At 67.1% G+C, this 21,933-nt stretch carries 18 protein-coding genes and 4 pseudogenes; 10 read left to right on the forward strand and 12 right to left on the reverse strand.

Features of this window, described 5'->3' with window-relative positions; genetic code table 11:
* Positions 1-135 precede the first annotated feature (135 nt).
* Complete coding sequence (locus tag E2E34_RS02170; RefSeq protein WP_244315467.1) at positions 136-1,269, reverse strand: IS630 family transposase; 1,134 nt, start codon at positions 1,267-1,269, stop codon at positions 136-138.
* Positions 1,270-1,428: 159 nt separating this feature from the next.
* On the reverse strand, positions 1,429-1,701 hold the full coding sequence (locus E2E34_RS35875) for a hypothetical protein (protein WP_208765120.1): 273 nt from the start codon (positions 1,699-1,701) through the stop codon (positions 1,429-1,431).
* Positions 1,702-1,828: 127 nt separating this feature from the next.
* Between E2E34_RS35875 and E2E34_RS02180 the strand changes: the two genes are divergently transcribed.
* Positions 1,829-2,272, forward strand: a complete 444-nt coding sequence (locus E2E34_RS02180; RefSeq protein ID WP_138900184.1) for a hypothetical protein — start codon at positions 1,829-1,831, stop codon at positions 2,270-2,272.
* A gap of 97 nt (positions 2,273-2,369) precedes the next feature.
* On the opposite strand, the gene E2E34_RS35240 is transcribed toward E2E34_RS02180, so the two are convergent.
* From E2E34_RS35240 to E2E34_RS02195, 4 genes are read right to left on the reverse strand one after another with little or no spacing between them, the layout of a single operon-like run.
* On the reverse strand, positions 2,370-2,546 hold the full coding sequence (locus E2E34_RS35240) for a hypothetical protein (RefSeq protein ID WP_167518185.1): 177 nt from the start codon (positions 2,544-2,546) through the stop codon (positions 2,370-2,372).
* A 42-nt stretch (positions 2,547-2,588) separates the two neighbouring features.
* Positions 2,589-3,557, reverse strand: coding sequence for a hypothetical protein (locus tag E2E34_RS02185; RefSeq protein WP_138900185.1), 969 nt, complete (start codon positions 3,555-3,557; stop codon positions 2,589-2,591).
* Positions 3,557-4,519, reverse strand: a complete 963-nt coding sequence (locus tag E2E34_RS02190) for a hypothetical protein (protein WP_138900186.1) — start codon at positions 4,517-4,519, stop codon at positions 3,557-3,559. Before E2E34_RS02190 ends, E2E34_RS02185 begins: the two co-directional genes overlap by 1 nt.
* The gene (locus tag E2E34_RS02195; protein ID WP_138900187.1) at positions 4,497-6,002 is read right to left on the reverse strand and encodes a hypothetical protein; all 1,506 of its coding nucleotides are present in this window, start codon (positions 6,000-6,002) and stop codon (positions 4,497-4,499) included. Before E2E34_RS02195 ends, E2E34_RS02190 begins: the two co-directional genes overlap by 23 nt.
* A 161-nt stretch (positions 6,003-6,163) precedes the next feature.
* On the opposite strand from E2E34_RS02195, the pseudogene E2E34_RS02200 reads away from it, so the two are divergent.
* Positions 6,164-6,647 (forward strand): annotated as a pseudogene (locus tag E2E34_RS02200) (hypothetical protein).
* Here E2E34_RS02200 and E2E34_RS37215 read toward each other — a convergent pair.
* The 4 genes and pseudogenes from E2E34_RS37215 to E2E34_RS36180 all read right to left on the reverse strand — a co-directional run.
* Entirely contained in the window at positions 6,640-6,975 is a 336-nt protein-coding gene (locus E2E34_RS37215; RefSeq protein ID WP_369334618.1) for a transposase, read from the reverse strand. The pseudogene E2E34_RS02200 and the gene E2E34_RS37215 overlap by 8 nt on opposite strands.
* A pseudogene (locus E2E34_RS02205) lies at positions 6,972-7,849 on the reverse strand (IS110 family transposase). The gene E2E34_RS37215 and the pseudogene E2E34_RS02205 overlap by 4 nt, the downstream one beginning before the upstream one ends.
* A 512-nt stretch (positions 7,850-8,361) precedes the next feature.
* Complete coding sequence (locus E2E34_RS02210) at positions 8,362-8,541, reverse strand: hypothetical protein (RefSeq protein ID WP_138900188.1); 180 nt, start codon at positions 8,539-8,541, stop codon at positions 8,362-8,364.
* 359 nt (positions 8,542-8,900) lie between these two features.
* Positions 8,901-9,047: pseudogene (locus E2E34_RS36180) on the reverse strand (IS5/IS1182 family transposase); the annotation flags it as partial.
* Positions 9,048-9,454: 407 nt separating this feature from the next.
* Here E2E34_RS36180 and E2E34_RS02220 point away from each other — a divergent pair.
* From E2E34_RS02220 to E2E34_RS36185, 5 genes are all read left to right on the forward strand, one after another.
* Positions 9,455-9,793, forward strand: a complete 339-nt coding sequence (locus tag E2E34_RS02220) for a CATRA system-associated protein (protein ID WP_138900189.1) — start codon at positions 9,455-9,457, stop codon at positions 9,791-9,793.
* Between the two features lie 147 nt (positions 9,794-9,940).
* Complete coding sequence (locus tag E2E34_RS02225; RefSeq protein ID WP_244315470.1) at positions 9,941-11,437, forward strand: CATRA conflict system CASPASE/TPR repeat-associated protein; 1,497 nt, start codon at positions 9,941-9,943, stop codon at positions 11,435-11,437.
* 93 nt (positions 11,438-11,530) lie between these two features.
* A complete protein-coding gene (locus E2E34_RS02230) occupies positions 11,531-14,233 on the forward strand; it encodes a CHAT domain-containing protein (RefSeq protein WP_138900191.1) in 2,703 nt (900 codons plus the stop codon).
* A 60-nt stretch (positions 14,234-14,293) separates the two neighbouring features.
* Positions 14,294-15,043, forward strand: a complete 750-nt coding sequence (locus E2E34_RS02235) for an NUDIX hydrolase (protein ID WP_138900192.1) — start codon at positions 14,294-14,296, stop codon at positions 15,041-15,043.
* Between the two features lie 586 nt (positions 15,044-15,629).
* Positions 15,630-16,145 (forward strand): helicase associated domain-containing protein, encoded by a 516-nt coding sequence (locus E2E34_RS36185; protein ID WP_244315468.1) that lies wholly within the window; start codon positions 15,630-15,632, stop codon positions 16,143-16,145.
* Between the two features lie 506 nt (positions 16,146-16,651).
* Here E2E34_RS36185 and E2E34_RS02245 read toward each other — a convergent pair.
* Positions 16,652-17,149, reverse strand: coding sequence for a YfbM family protein (locus E2E34_RS02245; protein WP_208765121.1), 498 nt, complete (start codon positions 17,147-17,149; stop codon positions 16,652-16,654).
* A 29-nt stretch (positions 17,150-17,178) separates the two neighbouring features.
* On the opposite strand from E2E34_RS02245, the gene E2E34_RS02250 reads away from it, so the two are divergent.
* Together E2E34_RS02250 and E2E34_RS02260 are read left to right on the forward strand one after the other, a co-directional pair.
* Complete coding sequence (locus E2E34_RS02250; RefSeq protein ID WP_138900193.1) at positions 17,179-17,670, forward strand: hypothetical protein; 492 nt, start codon at positions 17,179-17,181, stop codon at positions 17,668-17,670.
* Between the two features lie 920 nt (positions 17,671-18,590).
* Positions 18,591-19,661, forward strand: coding sequence for a pentapeptide repeat-containing protein (locus tag E2E34_RS02260; protein WP_138900194.1), 1,071 nt, complete (start codon positions 18,591-18,593; stop codon positions 19,659-19,661).
* Between the two features lie 812 nt (positions 19,662-20,473).
* Here E2E34_RS02260 and E2E34_RS02265 read toward each other — a convergent pair.
* Positions 20,474-20,800 carry a hypothetical protein gene (locus E2E34_RS02265; RefSeq protein WP_138900195.1) on the reverse strand — a complete coding sequence of 109 codons (327 nt, stop codon included), beginning with the start codon at positions 20,798-20,800 and terminating at the stop codon, positions 20,474-20,476.
* A gap of 11 nt (positions 20,801-20,811) precedes the next feature.
* Between E2E34_RS02265 and E2E34_RS37400 the strand changes: the two are divergent.
* Positions 20,812-21,823 (forward strand): annotated as a pseudogene (locus E2E34_RS37400) (IS630 family transposase).
* Positions 21,824-21,933 lie beyond the last annotated feature (110 nt).

Genomic DNA, 21,933 nt, shown 5'->3' on the forward strand with positions numbered 1-21,933 from the left:
GCGGAAGCCCCCGCTGCGGTCCCGGCACCCGCGCACGAGCGGTTCACTCGAGCCTGGGCGCACAGCGCGGCACGGCCAGAAACGAAGGCGTGATGCTGCTGCACGCCTCACGCAAGTACGGCTCCTAGTGCCAAATCAGGCAACGTTCGCCCTGTTGACGAGATCGCGTAGCCGTTCGTCGGCAGCGTTCTTGTTCCTCCAGATGATGTAGCGGCGGATCATGCTGCCCTGCTCCTTGTGGCTCGCGTGGTCCGTGCCGTCGAGGGCGAAGTCGCGAAGGGCCGTGAACTGGGCCTCGATGCGGTTGAGCCAGGAAGAGTTGGTCGGGGTGTAGGCGATCTCGACGTTGTTGGCCTCGGCCCAGTCTGCGACCCGCCGGCAGCGCTTGGTGGTCAGATGCGGGGAGAAGTTGTCGCAGACGACGGCGATGCGCACGCCGGCCGGGTAGAGGCTGCGCAGGTAGCGGCAGAACTCTATGAATTTCGAGCGGGTCTTGGTCTCCTTGATGTGACCGTAGAGCTTGTCCCTGCCCAGGTCGTAGGCGGCGAGCAGGTGCCTCACCCCGTGCGGTCGGGTGTAGGTCGCCCGCCGCCTCGGCCTGGGTTCACGCTCGGGGGCCTTGTGCTTGCCGCCGCGTTCGGCCCACTGCCGACCGGGGTGTGGTTGGAGGTTGAGCGGCCCGAACTCGTCCATACATAAAATGACTTCAGGCTCGCCGGGCTCCGGTATGACCTCGCCGTCGGCGATCGCGTAGAGGTGCTCGACCCGGGCCTTCTTGGCCTCGTAGTCGGGATCGCGGGAGGCCTTCCAGGTCTTCACGCGTTGAAAGGAGACGCCCTCCTCGCGGAGCAGGACCCGCAGGCCCTCGTGGCTGATGTCGTCGACCATCCCCTCGGCGACCAGAAAGTCGGCCAACTTGGCCAGGCTCCAGGTTGAAAACGGCAGGCCATGCTCAGCTGGCTTTGACTTGGCGATTTTCTTGATCTCGCGTCGCTCAGGCAGGGCAAAGGTCTTGGGGCGTCCACCCTTGTACTTCGGGTAAAGCGCCTCGAAACCGTCGGCGTTGAAGTCATGGATCACGTCACGAACCCGGTCCGGGCTCGTGAACGTCACCTCGGCAATCTTCGCCACGGCCATGCCCTGCACGGACAGCAGTACCATCTGCGCGCGCCGCCACGTTACGACCGAGCCAGTGCCTCTGCGGATGATCCGCAGCAGCCGTCGCCCCTCCTCGTCATCGATCTCCCGCACCCGCACCCGTTCGGCCATGCGCATCAGCCTGGCAGTGATCGGCGCCGGGATGGCAGCTCTGGCCTCGTCACGTCGTCCGGCGTTTCCTCAGCTCCGCGAGCCATGCACGCACCTGCTCGTCGTCGTGCAGGTAGGCCCCGCCCTTGTCCGCGGGTAGGTCGATTCCGTGAAGGAGGCTCAGCGCCACCAGGAGATGTCGTCCCAATCAAGCCCGTCGTCGACCACCCACCGCGCGGCCCAGCGGTCGGCCTCGTCTCGGGTCAGATGACCCTCGACAAGCGCAACGAAGTGCTCTTCGATCTCATCAAGCGTCGGCTGGCCGCTGCCATCCATGTCCCGACCGTACATGCAGGGCAAACGTTGGCCGATGCAGCACCAGTCGCCACAGGCATCCGCAAGCCCGCTGACCTCGCCGCACAGGCCGAGGTCGCGCCGGCGCTGACTGAGCATCGGCTCGACACCTTCGAGAAGGTGACTGACAGGCGGTCCCGGTCAGTCAAAGTCACCTATCCATAGGATATTTTGACTCACCTTCTATCTCAAACCGACTATCCAGAACGAACGACGGGGGAACGCCATGAGCATCACCAGGACCACTCGTAGAACGCGGGCCAAGATCGCCGTGTCCATCGGGGCCCTGGCCGCGGGCTCACTCATACTCACCGCCTGCAGCGGAAGCAGCGGCAGCAAGCGTGACGGTACCTACTACATCAAGGACGTCAACGGCACGTCCGACCTCGGCCAGTTGGTTGTCAAGGGCAACAGCGTCTCGCATCATGAGTACGACTGCGATGGTGTCTACGAGAAGCCGGACGTGACCAGCACCGGCGAGTTCAACAAGGATCAGTCCCAGATCATCTGGACGGTCGCCGGAGAGGACACCCGCAACAAGCGGACCGGCAGCGAGCCCATCTCGACCAGTGACACCTCGATCAGCATCAGCGGTAGCGTGTACGTACGTGACAGCTCCGATGCCGGCAAGGCTCTGCTGGACGGCTTCAAGGCCAAGTGCGGGAAGTGACGTAGACCTCCCACTCGCCCGGCCGAGCAGCGCAGAACCCCGTGGGCATCGCGTCCACGGGGTTCTGTTCTTCCTCGGCTGGTCAAGCCTCTGACGCCTACTCCTGAAGCTGCTGCGCCCGGTACTCCTCGATCGTCTCCGGCGGCCAGCCGTACTTTGGGACATGCTGCTCGACGAAATCGAGTTCGGCCCACGCTGCCGACCTCCGGATTCTCGACTGGGCCATCACGGCGAACACCATCTCGTCAAGCGTCGGCTGGCCGCTGGCATCCATGTCCCGACCGTACATGCAGGGCAAACGTTGGCTGATGCAGCACTAGGACCCTTCCTCCGGCCCTTCTCGCTTCGGCTCGGCTCGCATCGCGCGCAGTCTGGCCAAGGAGTCCCGGGCGACCGAAGCCGTGAACGCCGGGCATAGCAGCGGCTCCAGCGGCGGTGGGTTCTTCAGGCACGGCCCGTGCCGCTCGTAGACCCCGCGTCCGCTGGCGCTGCTCAGGTGAATCCCCACACATACGGCGCGGGTCGCCCAACGGGGCAGGTCAAGGTGTTCGTCGTGGGTGCACACGGGGTCCGTGGGCCCGGCGAGCACCGCCTCGAATCCCCGCACCAAGGCGTCGTACGCCTCGTCGGAGCTTTGGGCGGTCCCCTCCCACCAGGTCAGCGCCGCGGCCGTGATCACATGGCCCGCCCGGTCCGCCCCCTCGGCGTGGCCCAAGGCCCTCCCTACACCGGCAACCTCCTTGCCCACGTCCGTACCGGGCTGCGGGTAGCCCTCCAGGACGGCCGTGAGCGAGTCGAGGTCTCGCTGCGCGGCGAACGGCAGCAGGGGCGGGGCTTCGGGGGCCGATCCGGGTTCGAGTGCCTCCAGGACCAAGGCCGCGAACCCGTCGACGGTACGCGGGCAGAGCCACTGCTCCCGCGAGTGGTTCTCCCACCACTCAACGCTGTCGTCGGCCAGCATCCGCAGCACGTCCGGGAGCGTGTCGACGAGGTCCTCCCACTGCTCGTCGAACGGGTGCTCCGCATGACCGCAGCTCTGCCCCGCGCGTTCCCGGCGTACGGCCCGCGCCGCATCGGCCACCACGCGCGGCACGTCCCCGCCGGCCAGTTCGGTGTACGGCAGCATCAGGACAAGCCCGAACACCCGCTGATACGCGAGCTCTCCGCCGGGATCGTCCGCCAGTGCCCGTGCGCACTCCAGGACGACCTGGTCCTGGACCTCGTAGGGACCGTAGCGGTCCTCTCCGGTCTCGCTCCAGGAGTGGACCAGTTGTTCGTACGTCATCAGTCGTTCCTCAGCCGTGTCAGGGAGTCTCGGGCCGTGGCGGCGACGAACGCCGGGCACAGGGCGGTGTCGAGGGGTGGGGCCCAGGGCTCGGGCCACTTCTCGTACGCCGCGCGGCCGCGGGCGCTCGCCAGGTGCATGCCCACCCACAGGGTCTCGGTGGTGTCGCTCGGAAGGTCCGGGTGCGCGCCATGGGGGCAGGGCCCGTCGTCGAGGAGGCCGATCGCGTGCTCGAAGGCGTCCGCCAGCTCGTCGACGAGCTCCTGCGCGTCGGCGTCGTCCGCCTCTGCCTCGACGTACCACGCGACGGCGGTGGTCACGATGACCCGGCCGGCCAGCTCGTCGTCCGCGGCCTCCTGCAGCGCGGAGGCCGCGAAGGAGAGGTCCCAGGCCACGTCGAAAGTCCTGGCGAGCGGGTAGCCCTCCATGATCGCGGTGAGCCCCTCCAGTTCGTACCGGTCCTCGAACGGCAGGAATGGCGGTACGTCGCCGGCCGAGCCGGGCCGCAGCGATTCCATCACCACGCGCGCGTGCCCGGCGACGTTGCGCGGGCACAGCCATGCGTCGCGCGGCCTGAGGTCCGTCCAGGGCCTCGCGTCGTCGGCGAGGTCCCGCAGGACGTCCGCCATGGTCCCGAGATCCTCCTCCAAGTCGCCCTGGAAGGGGTGGCCCTGGTGCGTGCAGGGCGCGTCCCGCAGCGCCCGGTCGACGGCCTGTGCCGCGTCGAACGCCGCCCCGGCGTCACAGTCCTCCGGTTTCTTTGTAGCCAGGTACGGAAGCGCGAGGACCAGACCCAGCGTCCAGCTGTACGCGAGCGGCCCGCGCGGATCGGCGGCCAGTTCACGGGCGCACTCGACGACGAGCCGCTCGTACGTCTGCGGTTCGTGGTCGACGTACTCCCTCATCTCGTCCCAGGCGTCGGCCAGTTCGTGCGCCCGCTCAGCGGTGGTTCGATCCGTCATGGTCATCCTCCTCGTCCATCTCCTCGTACCGCTCGTCCATTGCGGCGATCGGGTCCCGCGCCCAGTCGGCGAGCAGGCTTGCACAGGCCCATACGTCGACGGGGTACGCGCCTTCCGGGGCCCCGGACTCCGCCGGGGCGTAGAGGTGATCGAGGTGCGCCTTGAACTCCTTGCGCCGGTGCCCGGACTCCCGCAGATCCGCGTCCGGATGGCCGTCGCCGTGCGGGCAGTCATGGTCGAGCGGCTCGGGGTCGACACCCCGCAGCAGAGCGCGCACCTCACGCCCCACGCCGTACGGCAGGTCGAAGACCGAGGCGGCCCACAGGGCGAGGTGAAGCAGAACGAGCCGCTCGTGCGGGTCGGTGGCCTCCGCGTGCCGGCGTGCCGCCCACAGGCCGGCGTTCTGGCCCGCGACACCGGAGTCGTCGAGGTCGTCGGCGTCGACGACCGTCTGCGTCAGCGCACCGATGTCGAGGCGCCCGTCGGTCCGGACGAACGTGGCGTCCAGGCCGCTGGTTTCGCGTACGCCGAACAATTCCTCGTGCGCGGAGCGCAGTTCACCGAGCGACTCCTCGGCGAGGCTCCGCAGATAGTCAGGGCACACCCAGACGTCGGCCGGCTCGTCCAGCCATCCGGCGAGTTCGGCCCGCCCGCCGGGGCTGCGCACATGGAAGGCGATCTCAGCCAGCGACTCGTAGTACAGGTCGTCCTCGTCGGGGTGCTCGCCGTCCGCGTGCGCACAGCCGCCCGCATCGCCGAGCAGCCCGAGCGCCTGCTCCAGACCCTGGATCATCGCGTCGAAGACCGGACGCAGGGTGATCCGGTGGACGGCGTACGGAACCGTCACATGCTGCGTGAGGACGTACCCCGCGAGCGCGCCCGGGGTGGGACGGTCTGGCAGGTAGTCCGCGTTGGACTCGATCTCGGGAGCGGGATCGATGACGGGGTGGTCGTTGAGGATCTCCTTCAGATCCCGCACCGATTGCGCATGTTCCTCCGGCACCGCCTCGGGAATCCCGGATACAGAGAACGGCGCGATGACATCGGCCGTGACGCGGGCGATGCCCGCGACATTTCGCGGGCACGACTCGCCGTCGACCCGGGGGTTCTCGGGGTACTCCCCGATCAGGTAGTCGGCGGCGACCCCCACCGATCCCCAGGAGTCCTCGGAGAGGTGCTGCAGCTCCTCCTCGTACGGATGCGCCTCGTGTCCGCAGTCCGCCGCGTCCAGCGCCGACGCGGCGGCCACGAGCGCGGCGACAGCGGCCCGCGCCGTCTCCGGCCGCGGCCGCCAGACGAGATAGCGGACCATCTTCGCAAGCCCGGCCACCCACACATGCGCCGACTCATCGCCGGGATCGGCGGCAAGTCGGCGCACGCAGTCGAGCACGAGTGGCTCGGCCTCCGCCGGATCGGTGCTGGCGTCGGTCCGGGACCACTGCGCGTACAGCTCGGCCGCGCGGGCATCAGGTATGACGATCATGCCCGGTACGACGTACGGCGAGGCTCCTGAGGTTCCTGGGGTCCGGGACTTAAGTACGACTACCTGCACGAGCGGGGGTTGGGGACCGGGGGGGTGCCCCTATGCCTCTGGTCAAGGGAAACCGGGGTGCGTTGGGTCGGTGAGCCGGGCAGCATGGCGGGGTGGCTGATCTGCTGTGGGATGACGTGAAGTGCTTCCTCGAGCCGGACTTGATGGGGTCGCTGCCGGACGTGCGTGTCCCGGATGCCTCGGTGGAGGACTGGCAGGCGGTCCTCGATCTGGTCACGGACAAGGGCTGGAAGTGCCAGTACTCCGAGGGGGAGACAGTGCTTCCAGTGCCTCAGGCGAAGGCCGTGCTTTCCCGCGGGGGATGCCGAGTGCCCTGACCTGCGGGTGTGGCCGACTGTGGATGTGTTGGCGATCTTCCGGTTCCATGCCGTCGATGAAGTCGACTTCGACGTCGATCTGCGTAAGTTGCAGGGCCAGGAGCGACTTGATGTGTTCTTCGGCTTCCTCCGGGAAATCGGACGGCGGCTGGGCAAGCCGGTGCTGATGGACCCGGAGGGCGACGAAGGCCATCCGGTGCTCGGCTTCGATGTCGAGGCTGATCGAGTCGTTCGCCTCGCAGACCCGCAGGTCAGGTGACTGCGGCCGACGGCTGGGGTTCGTAGAAGGTTCCGTCGCGGAGCATGGCGAAGAGGACATCGGCTCGGCGGCGGGCGAGGCAAAGAAGAGCCTGGGTGTGGTGTTTGCCCTGGCCGATCTTCTTGTCGTAGTAAGCCCGGGATGCCGGGTCACCCAGGGCGGCGAAGGCGGAGAGGAAGAAGGCTCGTTTGAGCTGCTTGTTCCCTCTCCGGGAAGGCTGTTCGCCGCGGATCGATGAGCCTGAGCTCCGGGTCGCGGGGGCGAGTCCGGCGTAGGCGGCGAGGTGGCCGGCGGTCGGGAAGGTGCTGCCGTCGCCGACCTCGATCAGATCCTGGCTCCGGTCCTGACGCCGATTCCCGGCATCGACGTCAGGACCTTCGCAAGAAGGTGGGCCTCCAGCAGTTCCTCGATCCGCCCCGCCAGCAGCTTCCGCTGGTCAAGCACGGACGTCAGCGAGGCGGCCAGGCTCGGGACGATCAACGCGGCCGCCTCGGTCCCCGGAACGGTGACGGTCTGCTCGTCCAGCGCGGCGAAGATCTCCTCGACCAGCCGCTCGGCCATCCTCGGCGCCTTCGGCCGCAGCAGCGTGCCCAGCCGCCGACGTCCTGCCTTGCGTATCTGGGCCGGAGACCCAAACCGTTCCAGCAGGGTCAGGGCGGCCGGATGCTGCAACCGCGGCCCCAAAACACGTTTTAAGGACGGGTGGATCTGAGTGAGCAGGCCGTGCAACCGGTTCGCCACCCGGGTAGCCTCGCCGGCCAGGTCGTCGTCGAACCCGACGATCATTTCCAGCTCGGCGATCGTCTCGTCTTCGCCGTCGATCGCCCGCAGAGTGTGCGGTATCGCCCGGGCCGCGTCCGCGATGATGAACGCGTCCCTCGCGTCCGTCTTGGCCTCGCCCGGGTAGAGGCCGGCATCCGCCGCATCGTCAGCCCAGGCAGGTAGGCCACCGGGCAGCCCATGTCCCTTGCGACCGCCAGCGGCAGGGCCCCGATCGAGGCCGGCTGATCGACCACGACCAGCACCGTTCCGCGCTTGGCCTGGAGTTTCGCGAACAGTTCGCGGAGCTTGGGTTCGGTGTTGGGAAGGCGCTTGTCGAACGCTTTCTTGCCGGCCGGGGTGACGGCGGTGGCGTGGTGTTCGCCCTTGCCGACGTCCAGGCCGAGGAAGACTTCGATGTCGCCGGTGTCGATCGCGTGCAGGCCCCTCCATCACGCCTTCGTCCGGCCTTGCCTCGGCACCGAGCTGCCACATCCACGTTACGGAGAGCTCATCCGGCCTGGGTGAAGCCGGTGCTCAAGCCCCTCATCAGCGGTCCGTCGGTGCCTCCGGACCCGGTGACACCCCCCCGGATCATGAACAACAAGGGGGGGAAGTCATGCCGGACCCGAAGGCCGGAGGCCCCATTGCGGAGCCACGAAAAGGTAACGGCGGGCGACGGGTGGAGCGGGGCCCTGTACCAGGCGCGGTTACCAGGGCCCCCGCTGCGGCGCGCGCATGGCATGGGGGATCCATACACGTGTCGTCCGGCACAACGGCGTCGGCAGACTCAGGGACACGGGTCGGATGTGCAGCAGGGCGTTAAGGGTCGTCTCGCGTGGGCACTCGACTGATGAGTGAGTGGTTAAGGACATGGTGCACCCCCTCCAGGGGCCGGCCGCAGCGGGCTGCAGCGGCCGGCCCCGAGTCCTGTTCCCGAGCAGGCTGCTGGTGGTCAGAGCCAGGTGCCCTCGAGGGCGCGGCGGTCGCCGGTGAGCGCATAGCGGCGTACGGCCAGGATGTTGTCGAGGGCTTTCTGCTCGGACCAGTACGGCGGGGCGAGCTCGAGCGCGATCTGCCCCAGGCGCCCGCCGGCAGCGGCTACTTCGTCGGCCAGACGCCGTACCGCCTTCACGTCAGTGGGATGCCGCTCGGCGTCAGCGAGCGCCCGTTTCAGAGAGTCGTCCTGGGCGGTGTCACCGGCCGTAGGGAGTGGAGCGCGGCGGACGTCGTCGACGGCCTGGCCTACGATGGCGCGGACCGTAGACAACTCGAGCTGCCCGGGTCCGCAGATGCGCGGGATCCGCCCCGGGCCAATCTGGACGAGGCGGGTCGCGGCGTCCCGCCGCAGTAGCCGTGCGGGCCACCCAGGCCAACCAGCGGCCAGGCCCATGCGTCCGGGAGTATTTCGGGGATGCTGCGCGGGTCGAGCCGTCCCTGGTGGGTCGGTGGCGGACGTGCGCGGTCCGGCCGGCAGATCTGTGGCGTAGGCGGGTCGTGGTCGTAGCCGCGGCCACCGAGCACGGCGTCGGGGCGGCACCGGGGTCGGCCGCGCTTGCGCCGCACGGGAGGCACCGCCTGGACCAGGGGGATGAGCTGGGTGACGTCGTTGGGGTTGCCGCCGGTCAGGGTGGCGGCGAGTCCCGACCGACCTTGCTTGTGTCCCGCGACCTGTCTGGGGCGGGGGCGTCGGGTCGCTTCTCGGGCGGTCAGCCAGCCCTCGCGGTTTCCTCAGCTCGTGCCCGAGTGGGGCGAGGTCTGGATGATTGCGCCGTTGAACGTCAGTCAGGCGACGATTGCGCGCGGAGACGAGGTCCGGTGCACGTCTTTGCCACCCGCCGAATAGTTCGCCGCCCAGGAACTGGTGGCCGGTGACGCCCTCACGGACGCAACACTGCAATCGGCGGCCGCGGAAGCGAACCTGATCAGCACGTTTTTCACAGTCCTCTACGTTGAAAGGTCCCTTGACGCTAGGCTTCGTACCCACCCGCGCATGCGGAGGAGTTGTCGAACGGGCGTGCGGCTAATCAAGTTCGGGGGAGGACTTCATGACGCCACAGCAGCTTATCGAGCGTCTCGAGGGGATCAAGGACTGGCGGCTCACCGCGCAGGAGTGGATCGCCGTTGGTGATGTACTGGACAGTCTCGGGGCTGTGCTTGCTGAAGGGGACGACGCCAAGGCCATCCTCGTCCTCGCCCGGCTTGAACCGTTGGAGCGAGCAGGAGCGGCCCGCCGGGCACTGGCCCGGTTGGGTGCGGGGCGTACACCGATCCCGCCGCAGCAGCGGGAGCAGCGCAATCACCTGATCGAACGGCTGACCGTTGACCTGCGCAGTCCGGAAGATCGCTCCCAGGGCGGGTGTGGGGATCGAGGGACGGCCGAATGACAAGCCGTATCCGAGCCGCTGGTGGGCGGCGTTGGCATGTTGAAAGCCCCCTCGAAGAACCTCCTCGCTCCCTTGACCCGCTCCTTCAGAATTCTGGGAAGTAGGCAACGCAGCATGAGCAGAGTAACTAAGTCGGCTTTGCTCGTCATGGCATTCGCACCAGCTGATTCGGAAGTCCATAACAATTCGCGCGAGTATCTTCAATCTATTTGGCGGGCATGTCGTTCGTTGGGCGTAACCGATCCGATTCCAGGTACTTCGGTGCCTGCGGATCGCATCGATTTCAGCTTGGCTCACTCGACCACCTCAGAATTCACACTGTTGGCGGCCGCCGATCGAACGGCAGGCGACTCCCTCTACTCCGCCTTCGCCTTCGCGGAGCATGACGTCGTAGGCGTCGTTGCCCTGCTCGCGCCCAATGACACGACGAGGGATCTCACCCAGTGGAGCGACCTCGACGCCGAGTGGAATGCAGCGGTGGCGGCTGCGGACCGGCCGCCACCGCCCTGGGGGATGCTCGGCGAGTTCCGTGTGTTCGAGGCTCTCTACGACCGAGGATTCGGACTCGGGGACCGCGCGATGTGCGATCTCATCCGCCGGAATGCGCCCCGGAGAGGGAGCGAATCATGGTCTAGCAGCTTCGACCGCACAGAACACGGATTCGCCGTGTGGCGGGCTGACGGCGCCGGCGGACCGGAAGCTGTCACCGACCTCTACGTCCTCGCACCGGCCCGCCAGGAAGTCGCCCTCGACGAGTGGGCCTGGGCTGTCGAGGGCCGACACGGGCTTCGACCGCTCCCACGCTATCTGCTCCAGCTTTCGAAGATCCGCCATCAGAACCTGCTGTACGCGGCTTCCGAAGCGTCAAACGCGCAGATCGTCGAGAGCGACGAGCGGACGACAAAACTCCTACGGGAGCTAAACCAGTCAACGCGGCGCCCTGTGCCCTTGGAACGCGTCCTGAAGGCGTCGGCTCTTGTGGACGAGGCACAATTCGGCCCCCAGGGACTACTGTGGACGATCACCCGGCAGCGCCAGCTGAGCCGCAGCCTCTCGATCGCCGTAGCCAACATGCGCCTGCACACCCCCGATGTACGAAGGTGCGGCAAGGGAGTCTCCTGGACTGTGACCGACCTCGCCGACGCAGAATGGCTGATCAGACAGGTGGAGGACGACCGGCTGCATCTTGAAGCCGTGCGCGAGCGCGCGGAAGGTGTACGTGCGGCGGTCTCGGCGCTCGTCGAGCGTGAACTTGCCAGCCATCGTGGATGGCTATCGCTCATTCAGACGTCCATCCTGGGTTCGGTCCTCACGGCGCTGACCGCAGTGCAGGCGATGCGCTACGAGGTTCCGATACGCGACGCACTTCAGTCCCCGGTCATCGCCGCAGTAGCCGCTCTCGCTCTAGCCCTGCCCCTGGCGGTGCTGCGCCTGGCGGGCGTGTCTCCGACGACGCGGCGGTACAGGTGGCTCGACTCGGGCGCTGCGGGGCTGTTCGGCGCCGCCCTGGGGTGGCTGGCCGTCACCGGCTGGACAGTCAGCTGGGGAAGGGAGCCGCCGGCCGCTCCATGGACGATCTCTGCCGCCTTCGTGGCCGGTCTGATCACGTTCCTCGGGACGCACCTCTTGACTCGGCGAAGATAGCCCTCTGGCCTTCCCCTCCCGCCCGCGCACCGTTCCTTTGCAACCGCAACGGTGGAGCCATGAACCCGACGGACTCACCGAGGAGTTGTCCGTATGCCCCAGGCCAACGAACATCACCCACAGGACCTCAGCTCCGCGATCAGGGCCTTCGTCGAGGCACTGGACATCGAGGATCTGATCATGAGGTTCGACGTCGACTTCGACGCCCCGATGCGCCAGACGGACGCCACCGGCATGCTGCGACTGGCTCGGGCGCACACCAAGGACCCGGCGGCGGGTGCGCGAGGCATCGCCCGTCGGGTCGGTGCCCACTGGTGCGAAATCATCCAGGCGGACGTCAGATACGAGTTACTCTCGGCGCTGCAACTGATCGAGGCGTCCCAACGGGACGCAGAACGACTGATGGCATGGCACTCCGACCGTGCCCCTGACCCCGCTGACATCTTCCCCAACTACGCCCTCGCCCGCTGGTATGACGGAGTCGGCCGGATCCGATTCCGCCTGGGCAGCTTCACCGCCTCCCGCCGTGTCTTCGCGACCGCGGTGCAGGTGGCCGAGAGGGCCCGGCTGTGGTGGGCACTGCCCGACTTGCTCAGCAACTACACCCGCGCTGAATTCGAGGAACGTAGCCAGGCTGCCCGCGAGGGGGCAGGAAACGCAGAGGTCAACGCGTTCGTCCCCCCGATGCAGGAGATGCACGACAAGATCCTTGGGCAGGCGAACGAGCACGGTGTCGACACTGAGACCGTTCCCAGCGAGGCGACTCCCCTCAGGCACCGGGAGTTTCTGCGCGGCTACTCCAACGCTCTGCACAACCTCGCCACCGCGCTGCGGCAGGCCGGGGAGATCACGCAGTCGTTGGGTGTCACCGCACGCTCCAAGGCCATCTCCGAGTGCCTTAACGACACGTACCGGGTATCACAATCGCTTTTGAACGAGGCCCTCTGTGGTGACCGCCCCAAGGAGCGCTTTGAAACTCTACGTGATGTGGGGCACGGTAGAGAGAAGGTGGGACCGGGGTGGGAGCGCGGCCGACGGATCGCCCGCCAAAACCTTGCACGGCTCGGCGGCGGTCCCGAGGGACTGGCCGAACTGGGACGGCTTCTGGACGAACTGGAGGACGACGCAGCCGGCATAGGCCGCCGCGCCGGGCTCGACGTTGACTTCTATGCCTACACCGTGCGCTCCTACCGGGAAACGGCCGCCGCCCTTCCTGTGTCCGATCGTCCGCGCGATGTCCTGGACCGCCGCCTAAAGATGGCGGAGTCGGTGCGGGAAGCGATCGCCCTCCCCGTGTACAAGCGCGCCTACGCCAAGCACGTGAGGCCCGCGTATCTGCGTGCCGTCGGTGCGCAGATGTCTCGGGGCGGCCACCGGCAGGAGGACCTGGAAAAGATCGTGTCCCTGGTGGAGGAGTCCTCAGGCCGGGAACTCCTGGATCTGCTCGCCTCATCCCGTCCGCCGGTACTCAATCGCCCCGCCCATCCGCTGCCCACCCGTGACGAAACTGAAGAGGCCCCTCAGAGCAACCGGCTGCCGGCCATGCGGGCACAAACCCCCGACCCGGCGACGATGAGGGAGATGAGGGAGATGCTCGTCGAGCGGGCGCAGCAGTACGAGGACCACTTCCTCCACCACCCGCTGAAATCGGCGACACACGACGAGGACATCGCTCACCAGTTGGTGCAGTACACCCTCAACCATCAGGGTTCCTGCGTCGTGCGGTACTTCCGTTTCGGTACATCGGATGCGGCGCTGGACGGCGAGGAGACGTCGGCGCCCGACTCTCTCGGCATCATGGTCTGCCGGAACGGGGTGCTGACGCTGCTCCCTTCCATCTCCTACGCGGACGTGGCCGAGCTCGCGCGGCAGGTCTTCGAGGACATTGGCGATCCGGAAAATCCGGTGCCTAGGAAAGAGACGTGTCGTCGTATTTGGAACCTTCTGATCGGCCCGATGTGGGAGAGCGTCAACTGGGGCGGCTCGCCGACTCATCTCACTCTGATCCCGACCGACGACGTTTTCGCGATCCCCCTGCACGTCGCCACCGAGCCGGACGACAACCGGCCGCTTGCCGCACGGGTCCCCCTCTCGCATTCGGTGAGCGTTGCCGCCTTTGTCACCCGTGGCCGGCATCTGCTCAAGAAGCAGCTCATGGAGGACGACGATGACCTTGCGGCACTACTGTCGACCGACAACGAAGCGACGGGCGATGAGATCGTTGACGTCGGCTGGCGCGCGACACATGTCCATGTGGCCGGTCAGGTTCCCGACGCCCTCGTGGGCAAGGTCGAGGGAGCCTTCACCGCAGACTGGGACGGACTTGAACAACTCGTAGCGTTGAAACCGGAATTCTTTGTGTACGCCGGCCACGGTCTGTACGTCGACGAGCCTGATGTGTCGGGCCCGCTGATCTACCTGGGAAAGACGGACATGCTGTCCCAGTTCGACCTTGCTCTGCGTGTCAGCCTGCCGAGGAACAAACTCACCGTGCTGGGCGCCTGTCTGGCCGGACAGGGGATGCGGTCCGACGGCGGTGACGTCCTTGGGTTCATGCGTTCCCTGATCATCAGCGGTGCTGGTGCCATCGGCGTGCCCTTGTGGTCCGTGCACAACTCGGCGATGGTGTCGACGGTGCGTGCGTTGCTGCGCGGGAGCCGGGCGGCTCTGGGGTCGTCGTCCACCGGGGTCTTCGACGTGGTGCAGGCATTGCACGACCATTACCGGGAGAGCATTGAGACGTTCACGTCAGTGGAGGCGCGAGTCGATCGTCTCCCTATCGCTTTGTACCTATGACCAGCTTGCGTCGGACTCCGCCTCAGCGGTCCCGACCTGGCGCGCAGATGTAGGGGATCTATGAGCGCTCACGACCGAGCCGCCAGGAGGCAGGCCGCACTCGCGGACTACGAGGCGCTGCGTGAGCGTCGCCCGGAGCTCTTCGTGAACCCGTCTGGCGCGGCGTTCAAGATTCTCCTCGATCGTGCTGGGCAGAAACAGGCGTCTGACGAGGTGTCACGGGCGGCAGTCGCGGCCGGGCTGCCCGAAAGCGCGGGAGACATCGGCGTCGTCTACCGCGACGCCTACTTCTCTCTGGTTCGTGACGCCGTACAGTTCCCGAACAACAGACTGGGCACGTACATCCGCCTCGTGCCCGCATCCGTGTCGGGAGGAGCCGCAGTCCTGCCCCTGCTCACTGACGGACGCGTCGTCCTGCTGCGCCACTTCCGCCATGCCGACCGAGGCTGGCACTGGGAAATCCCCCGCGGATTCGGTGACCCGGGGGAGAACGGGGCCGGCACGGCGGCCCGGGAACTCCAGGAAGAGCTGGGCCTCCATGTCGTGAACCTCACGTATCTCGGTGCTGTTTCTCCCGACACCGGTCTACGTGCGGGAACGGACCATTTGTACCTTGCGCGAATCGACACAGCGCAGTTGACGGACAGCCCTACAAGGGGTGCCAGGGAGGAGGGAATCGACAGGTACCTGGCTGTATCGCAGGGCGAACTCCGCTCCATGGTTGCGGGTCAGCAGATCTCCGACGCATACACCCTGTCCGCATATGCGCTGGCCATGGCTCAGGGGCTACTGAAGGCCGACGAAGACTGAAGCGCGGCACCAGAGCTTCGGCGTAGTCGCGTGGCGTTCGGTACGTGATCACGTGAGCCCCAATGGAGCGAGGCGGGAGTTCGCGTCCGGCACTTGGCGCGGAGTGCACCCGGTATGTTGCGGATGCTGGCGATGTGCCGGGCGCCAATGGCGAGGTTGCCCCAGGCGGGCGGCGTCCTTCACCTTGGGCTGCCAGGTCTTCTCCACCGCGGCCTGCAGCTCATCCGGCAGCGCCGGGAACGCCCCGGCGCCGTGGGCGGGGGTGGCCCTACCGCATATGGCCGCAGCGGTCCTAGGCGCTGGGTGATGATGGGCCGGCGAGTACCGCCGCTGCCGATGTCTCTGTGTCCCATGTGCCCGCGTGGTCTTTGGTTCCTGATCAGGGGCGGGGGAGGGATGCGGTGGTGCGTCATCTGCGCCGCCCTGTACCCGGGCGCAGTACATCTCGGCCACAGTCACGGGCAAGACTCTGGTGGCGATCCGGGTCGCTCTCGCGCTCCGGGCGAGGTTGCCGCTGGTGGTGCCGACCCTAAATCTGGCGGCGCAGACTGCTTTGGCGTGGCGGCGGGACAGCTACCTGCGTCAAATGATCATCGTTTCCTCGATGGACACCGCCGGCCACCAGGCGTTCGCGGCCGCGCAGGTCGCCTCCACGGGCAGCCCCGAGGCACTGGCCGCCCTGCTGTCAGTGGTGGGGAAGGGGCCAGGGGAGCCTCCGTTCCTCACGGTGATCTGCACCTACGACTCCCTGGGCATGATCTGGGACAAGCACTACGCCGCCTGGCGAGCCCGTCTCACTGCCGCCGCCGACTACCACCAGGCCCACGGCCACCTCGCCGCCCCCGCCACCACCCCGATCGGCGCATGGCTCGCCGAACAACGCCACCTCGCCACGAAGAACCAGCTCGACCCCGTCCGCGCCGCCGACCTGGCGGCGATCGACCCCCACTGGCAGCTGCCGCACGGCGCCGACTGGCACCGCAAGTACCACCTCCTGCGCGCCCACCTCGCCGCCGGCCGCGACGCGGCCGCACTGACCCGCGACACCCTCCTGGGCCCGGTAAAGATCGGCTCCTGGCTGCACCGACAGCTCACCGGATGAACCCGCCTCAAGACCGGCTAACAGCACCTGCTCACCACGCTCGGGTGACCCCCCAGGCCAACCCCTTCGCCCCCACCCGTCGTACTCGCCGCACCTTCGAGGAGACCGTCCAGCTCCTGGAACTCTTCCTTCACCGTGAGGGCCGCGCCCCCACCGCCCGTGAGGAGATCACCGTGGACGGTGACACTGTCAAGATCGGCCCCTGGTTCGCCAAGGCCCGCACAAGCACCGCAGCGGCCAGCTCGACACCGGGCACGAACGCCTCGTGGCCGCTCTCTTCGACGGCGACTGGACCGACGAAGACCCGGCCCCCGCCTTCGCCTGACCCGCAAGCTCAACCGCAGGCGATTGCCCTCCTGACCTGTCTGTAGGGACCGGGGAGGAGAGCCGTGCGGATTGCCCTGGAGCGGGTGGTGCCTCAGCGCCTTCGGCGGCGGTCTGCTGGCCTGGGAGAACCCGGACGAAGACTCAGCTTGTCGTTCAACCCTCAGGCTGCCGTGGGTGGATCAGTCGATCCAGATCAGCATTGCGTGACCGGCGGATGCGGCGCCGCGGAAGAACTCTGTCAGGGGAGTGAAGAGGTCGCTGGCCCACTCCAGTGAGGCTGGCGAGTCCCAGATCTGGGGGTAGATCTCGGCCTTGGTGAGTTCGGAGGGGTCGACACCCTGGATGAGCTGGTCATACCTCGTCCGGTGCAGGGTGTCAGCGGCCAGCTGTACTTGTTCTGGGGTCAGGTACTGCGGCGGTCCGTAACCCCAGTGATCGGTGGTGAGGGGTTCCTCGCCGTGGACGACGTCGACGGGGAAGGCCAAGCGTTGCAGGAGGAATCCGAGCAGGTGCCATGTCTGGTGTGTGGTGAAGTGCCGCGCCTCGGCCGGTGCAGGCTCACCCTCCGCCTGCGCGTCCAGAATCTCCTCGGCGAGATTCCACGCCCACTCCGGTTCCTTCAGGGCGCGGTCCAGTTCGGCAGGCGTGACGCGCAGGTACTCCCCGTTCATGCTCATGGGCGGCAGCATACGGAGCGTGTCCGACAGTGGCGTCGGTCGACCCCGAGCCGGTTACGTATTGCGATCAACGCATTTTTTACGATGATCGCAGTATGGACTTGGTGAACGACATTGTGGCAATCCGATTCCCCACGCCTGCGCCGGGCTCGGTAACCCCGGCCGATCTGTACTTCGACGCCTGTGAGCAGGCAGAACGCCTCCGCGCAGACGAGGCGCAGAACCTCCAAGCCGCGAGCGACAGTCTGGAAGCCGACCCGCTGCTCCTAGCCCTTGAAGACGCCAGGACCCGTAAGGCTGCGGCGGATGCCGAGATCCGCCTCCTCCTTGCCTATGGACGGGAGTTCCACGGCACCCGGCCCTACCGCCTAGAGCCCCTGTCACAGGCCAGCGGTCTGACCATCTCCGGCATCCGCACCGCCTACGGCCCGAACGAAATCCAGCAAGTGGTGCACGCCGTCCACCGCGGACCCAACCGCCGCACCACCACCGCACCTACTGAGCAGGCCCATGACCATTGAACCGGACACCTGCTCCTGCTCCACCCCCTGGCCCCGCCTGACCGCCGTCATCGAACAGTGCGAGTACACCGTCACACCAACCGCCGAACACAGCCCCGCCTCCGCGCTCTACCTCGCCCACTGCGCCTTATGCGGCGCCCTCTACACCGCCCCGTGGAAACGCACTCGTGAAGACCACAACCAGCCTGTACCTACTGCACTCCGAAGCAAAGACCACCGATCCGCCCAAGCCGCTGAGCCTGCAGGGGCACGAGCCTGAAATCCGGGTTCCGGCTTCGAGGACATGATCCAGCTCCTCGAGCTCTTCCTCCACCGCGAACAGCGCGCACCCGCCGCCCGCGAGGAGATCACCTCGACGGCGAGAAGGTCCGCATCGGCGCATGGCTCGCGAAAACCCGCACGAAGCAACGTGCCGGGCAGCTCCCCACCGAGCACACGCAGCTCCTCTCCTTGCTCTTCGATGGCGACTGGCTGCACGAAGGCGTGACCCCGGCAGTGAGCGTGTGACAGTCCGCCTGAACGCAGCCCTGCGGTTAGCAGTTCACAGGTCGGTTCGGGGCGCCCCCCGTTGGACCGCCCAGTTCGTGGGGGCCATCTCAAGCCTCAAACTCCGGGCCGGGAGGGCTGCCGTTGTGTATCCGGCCTGACGAACGCTGGCCCGGCCCGGCGTCCCGGAACGGCTCACGATCGCGGAGTTCCACGACGAGCTGCGCGCCTGGCTCGACCGGTATTGGACCGACCTCACCCGCTTGCCCGCACGCGTCTCGAATCGGGCTATCAGTCACGGACGCTGGGGCGGTGTGAGTGGACGTACCGGTTGAAGATCAAGCGGACTCGGGCGGTCTTGGCACTCCAGGTCGGGACCCGTTCGTGTGCCTTGGCGGCGCGGCACCTCGAATGCTTCGCCCCTGTGCCGTGCCATGGAGAAGGTGACCAGGAATCTTGGCATTGACCGGCTCCGCCGGGTCGCCGATCGCAGTGCCGCCGGGCGACGACGCCGACGGCAACGGAATCGGCGTGCCGCGGCGGGTAGCCCCACGGGCGGCAACCGGATGCAGTGGGTTGGTCTGGCGGCGGTCAGCCTGCCGGGGCTGGCTGCGCTGACCGCGTTGCTCTTCACCTGGATGCAGGTGGGTCAGGCCAGCAAAGAGCTACAGATCAGCGAGCAGGGGCAGATCACGAACCGGTTCACCGACGCGATCACAAATCTGGGGTCGGCATCACTGGACGTGCGCCTGGGGGGAATCTACGCCCTGGAGCGCATCATGCAGGACTCCTTCCGCGACCACCCCACGGTCGTCTCGGTTCTGTCCGCCTACGCACGAGAGCACGCCCGCCTTCCGTCAAGCGGCACCAAGGCGACGTCGACAGAGCAGTTGCCATTGACCGATATCCAGGCGGTGGTGAGCGTCTTGGCCCACCGGCCGCCTGGCCGCGACAGGGGGACGGTGGTCGATCTGAGTCGCACCGATCTTCGCGGGCTTAAGGCCATGTACAGCGACGACAACATCAACCTCCGCGGAGCGCTGTTCACGGGATCAGACCTTCGTGACGCGGACCTGTCCTCTGCAGACCTGCGCGAGGCGTCTATGGACGGAGCGAACCTGACTGAGGCGACCTTGTCGGATGCCAACCTGCGTGGCGCGTACTTGCCCAAGGCGATCTTGACAGACGCGGCTCTGTGTAGCGGGGAGACCCTGGTAGACCCCGAGACTGGGCAAACGGACTCCTTGTGCCCGGATCTGACAGGTGTGGTGCTGGACGAGGCGATCCTGGCCAACGCGATCCTGGCTCACGTGAAACTCGCCGGTTCATCCTTGGCGAATGCGGACCTGAGCGGTGCGGACCTCACGGGCGCGGACTTGACCGACGCTGATCTGACCGGGGCAGACCTTACGAAGGCCAACCTCACTGACGCGCACCTCACTGGGGTGACGTTCGAGGGGGCGACACTCGATGGGGTGCGTGGGCTGTCAGCAACAAAGCGATAGTGGCAGGGGGACAGACTCGGTGTAGCGGTCATGCGCAGCGTGTACTGGGCCCAGCCACTGGTGCGGGGAGGGGGGCCAGCACCGGCAGCGGAGGGCATGGGCTGGCTTGGTGCGGCACTGAGACTCCGCCACGTTTACGCTCTGCTCCAGTGCGGCCATCAGATCCAGACCAGGCGCGACAGAAGGCTCGTCGCCGCCCATCGCATGTCAGCCAGAACGCGCGCTTGTACGGACCCAGTCTGTCCGCAAGGCATGTGAGTGCCCCACCGAGGCCGCACAGGTGGGAAAGTCCGAGCCGACTGTCATAGCCGTGCGCCATTGTGTACGCATGCGCGAGGTGAACGAACCGGTCAGGACAGGAAGATGAGCCAGTAGGACAGACATAAATAGGAGATGCCCTCAGGCCACTGATCGACATTGGCACCACGCACCAAGGGCTGGCCACCTTCCAGGACAGGACGGCCGCGCTGGTGAAGGCCGCGCCGCTTGATTTGGGCTTGGACAAGAGCGCCCTGGGCCGGCTGGCCGAGGTTCTTGATGAACGGAAGCGCGCTTTCGCGTCCCCCACTGTCTCGATCCTAGGCCTAGCACTGGAGCGCTCGCTGTTCTCCGAACAGCGCCGGGCAGACTTGACGAGGGGGCTTGGCGAGATGCTGGATTCAGCAGCGTGGCCCAATGTCCGCCGCGTCTCATGGATCATGGCGAGGGTGATGCCGTCTGATCAGGGCCTTGTCAGGATGACGAGACGCTTGACGCTCGGTTTCGCACTGAGGATGGCAGTTTCCTGATCAGAGGCCGCAGCAGTGATGCGTTTAGGAGGGATGTCGCCGCTGACGATCCTGGAGCTGCCGACGGGCGGTCGACCAAACGACCTCAAACTCATTGGCCGACAACCACTGCGGGTCGTGCCCCTCCCACTCAGAGATGGGCAGCTCGGCGGTCAGACCGTAGACGCACTCGTAATCGGCCAGCCGACCGTCGCTTTGGGCTTCTTGCCATTCGGCCAGCGAAGCAGCGGTCAATGCCTTGTTTCCGGGCTCCTGCAATTCGACTGGCCGGATCACGCACCCATCGGTGTCCAGCTCGAAGTAGAACCAGACGGCTTCATCGGCCCAGAAGCAGCGAAGCCAGCGCGTCACGGGTTCACCGCGTGGAAGGGCTCGTCGTGTCAGCGCCAGCTGGCGGAGCCGTCGTCATGGATGTGCAGCATGAACTCCGCGTGAGCGTGCGGTCGGTGGAACGCTGGCGCCGTGCCTGGCGCGAGGGCGGGATGGAGGGCCTGCGTTCCGCGGGTCCGGCGAACTCGCCGATCATCACCGACGCCCAGTTCGCCGTGCTGGAGGAGGAACTCGGCAAGGGCCCGGCAGCGCACGGCTTCGACGATCAGCGCTGGACCCTGGTCCGGGTTCAGACGGTGATCCGCCGGCGGCTGCGGGTGAGCCTGTCGGTGGCGACGGTGTGGCGGCTGCTGAAACGGCATGGCTGGTCCTGGCAGGCGCCCGCCCGCAGAGCACTGGAGCGTGACGAGCACGCGGTGGAGCTGTGGAAGAAGGAGGTGTGGCCTCGGGTAAAAGGCTCGCGGCGGCATGTGGGGCCTGGATCGTCTTCGAGGACGAAGCCGGCTTCTCGATGACGCCGCCCCGGGCCCGCACCTGGGGCCGACGCGGGCACACCCCCGTCATCCGCGTGCGCGGCAGGTCTCGCCGCCGGACCTCGGTCGCCGCGCTGTGCTGCTACAAACCCGGTGAGAAGAGCCGTCTCATCCACCGGCCCCGCACACACCTTCTCCTCAAGGGCGCACGCAAGAGTTTCTCCTGGAAGGACTATCGCGATCTCCTGGTGCGGGCACACATCCAGCTCGACGGCCCGATCGTGGTGGTCTGGGATCAATACCCACCTGGCCGCGGGGCTGAAGCAGTACGAGGCCCGAGCACGACTGGCTCACCACCGTCCGGCTTCCGCCGTATGCGCCCGACCTGAATCCCGTCGAGGCCGTCTGGTCACTCGTGCGCAGAGCGATGGCCAACACCGCTTTCACCACACCCGACGACCTCGACCGCACACTCCGCCGTGAGTTACGCAGGATCCAGCTCCGGCCCCGCCTGATCGACGGCTGCCTCACCGCCACAAGCCTGACCATCAAGCCGCCGACCCCACCCTGAGAACCTCAGTATCTGACCTGCTGCGGTTTTCTGGCCTCCTCAACGAGCTCGGCCGGCACCGTGTTTCCACGCACGCGGGCATCCTGGGCAGCCGCCCACAAGGCGTTCTC

Source organism: Streptomyces albidochromogenes, from assembly GCF_005981925.1.
Classification (GTDB): Bacteria; Actinomycetota; Actinomycetes; order Streptomycetales; family Streptomycetaceae; genus Streptomyces; species Streptomyces albidochromogenes.

What these genes read in the sequence shown, in the direction of transcription:
- E2E34_RS35240 (WP_167518185.1), bottom strand. Translation starts at nt 2,546, where the DNA reads ATGGATGCCAGCGGCCAGCCGACGCTTGACGAGATGGTGTTCGCCGTG.
- E2E34_RS02180 (WP_138900184.1), top strand. Translation starts at nt 1,829, where the DNA reads ATGAGCATCACCAGGACCACTCGTAGAACGCGGGCCAAGATCGCCGTG.
- E2E34_RS02245 (WP_208765121.1), bottom strand. Translation starts at nt 17,149, where the DNA reads ATGAGCATGAACGGGGAGTACCTGCGCGTCACGCCTGCCGAACTGGAC.
- E2E34_RS02170 (WP_244315467.1), bottom strand. Translation starts at nt 1,269, where the DNA reads ATGGCCGAACGGGTGCGGGTGCGGGAGATCGATGACGAGGAGGGGCGA.
- E2E34_RS35875 (WP_208765120.1), bottom strand. Translation starts at nt 1,701, where the DNA reads ATGCTCAGTCAGCGCCGGCGCGACCTCGGCCTGTGCGGCGAGGTCAGC.
- E2E34_RS02260 (WP_138900194.1), top strand. Translation starts at nt 18,591, where the DNA reads ATGGAGAAGGTGACCAGGAATCTTGGCATTGACCGGCTCCGCCGGGTC.
- E2E34_RS02230 (WP_138900191.1), top strand. Translation starts at nt 11,531, where the DNA reads ATGCCCCAGGCCAACGAACATCACCCACAGGACCTCAGCTCCGCGATC.
- E2E34_RS36185 (WP_244315468.1), top strand. Translation starts at nt 15,630, where the DNA reads ATGATCATCGTTTCCTCGATGGACACCGCCGGCCACCAGGCGTTCGCG.
- E2E34_RS02190 (WP_138900186.1), bottom strand. Translation starts at nt 4,519, where the DNA reads ATGACGGATCGAACCACCGCTGAGCGGGCGCACGAACTGGCCGACGCC.
- E2E34_RS02195 (WP_138900187.1), bottom strand. Translation starts at nt 6,002, where the DNA reads ATGATCGTCATACCTGATGCCCGCGCGGCCGAGCTGTACGCGCAGTGG.
- E2E34_RS02220 (WP_138900189.1), top strand. Translation starts at nt 9,455, where the DNA reads ATGACGCCACAGCAGCTTATCGAGCGTCTCGAGGGGATCAAGGACTGG.
- E2E34_RS02225 (WP_244315470.1), top strand. Translation starts at nt 9,941, where the DNA reads ATGGCATTCGCACCAGCTGATTCGGAAGTCCATAACAATTCGCGCGAG.
- E2E34_RS02185 (WP_138900185.1), bottom strand. Translation starts at nt 3,557, where the DNA reads ATGACGTACGAACAACTGGTCCACTCCTGGAGCGAGACCGGAGAGGAC.
- E2E34_RS02235 (WP_138900192.1), top strand. Translation starts at nt 14,294, where the DNA reads ATGAGCGCTCACGACCGAGCCGCCAGGAGGCAGGCCGCACTCGCGGAC.